The organism is Rhizobium metallidurans, assembly GCF_014196505.1.
GTDB classification, from domain to species: Bacteria; Pseudomonadota; Alphaproteobacteria; order Rhizobiales; family Rhizobiaceae; genus Rhizobium; species Rhizobium metallidurans.
Genome location: NZ_JACIDW010000063.1, coordinates 1 through 1187, shown reverse-complemented (window position 1 = coordinate 1187; position 1187 = coordinate 1). Strand labels below are relative to the sequence as shown.

The window sequence follows — 1187 nt, the reverse complement described above, 5'->3', positions numbered from 1 at the left end:
TTCGCAGCGTATCACGTCCTTCATCGCCTGTGCATGCCAAGGCATCCACCAAATGCCCTTACGACACTTAATCGTTCTCATTGCCAATGCTCATCATCTGGTTCCCGTTTCATCAGAAACGGCAACAGACCGGGTTACCTTTTACAACCCAGCCAATCCAACAATGCCATCGACGTGTTCGATCGGATCACTTTATTGGAACTACGCCGAGCAGTTCGCTTGTGTCCGATCTTTAAGACCAGCTTCTCGAGATTAAATCCAGGACCGCGCGGTCAGGCAACGGCCATCAAGTCGTCCGTCAGATGCAAACCCGAGGGCTTACAAACAACAACGACCCAGAGTGACAAGCTTCCTTCCTACCTCCAATCCCTCCACCATATCCGGCCGGCTAGGCCATCCATGGTTTCTCAGGAACTGGGCTCGGACATTGGGCAGAACCCAACACCTGGAAGCCTCCAGATCAATCTTCTCTTCACGATATATGCAGAACAGGCATACGACTTAAAGTCGATGCAAACTTTTATTTCTTCAGAAGACATTTTTGCCGATGGTCAGATTATCCACCCATCAGGTGCAGAGCACCACGCCGATCGTTCGGCGGCCCGTCCGGAGCGCAGCGGCCAAAGGCCGCGACAGCGTCAGGACAAAACAATGGTGGAGCTGAGCGGGATCGAACCGCTGACCCCCTGCTTGCAAAGCAGGTGCTCTCCCAGCTGAGCTACAGCCCCTCCAGCTCGATCGCCTCAGTTCGTCAGAACTGAGACTCGGCAACAATCCATAATCCCTTCAAGGCGCTCAAGGCACCCAAATCCAACAATCACTCGAAGTGAATGGTGGGCCTGGGAAGACTTGAACTTCCGACCCCACGCTTATCAAGCGTGTGCTCTAACCAACTGAGCTACAGGCCCAATCTCGATGAAAGGGTTTACGGTTTTGTCTTCATGAAGAAAGAGAAACGTGGACGGCGCAGTTCGCCATACCATCCGATGCCGAAGCATTCCGTGGCGTATTGCGTTTCGATGGTCACCTGACTGGTGCCATCTATGTTCTAAAAAGCATTGGTAAGCTCATCCGGAGCGTGTCCGGCATCTTGCAATATCCAGGCTTCCTTAGAAAGGAGGTGATCCAGCCGCAGGTTCCCCTACGGCTACCTTGTTACGACTTCACCCCAGTCGCTGACCCTACCG

Annotated in this window: 2 tRNA genes and 1 rRNA gene; all 3 read right to left on the bottom strand. The window is 53.2% G+C overall.

Going from position 1 to position 1187, the window contains the following annotated elements:
• Positions 1 to 652 precede the first annotated feature (652 nt).
• Positions 653 to 728, bottom strand: a tRNA-Ala gene (locus tag GGQ67_RS25050).
• Positions 729 to 831: 103 nt separating this feature from the next.
• Positions 832 to 908 (bottom strand) — tRNA-Ile (locus GGQ67_RS25045).
• A 205-nt stretch (positions 909 to 1113) separates the two neighbouring features.
• Positions 1114 to 1187, bottom strand: a 16S ribosomal RNA gene (locus GGQ67_RS25040); the annotation flags it as partial.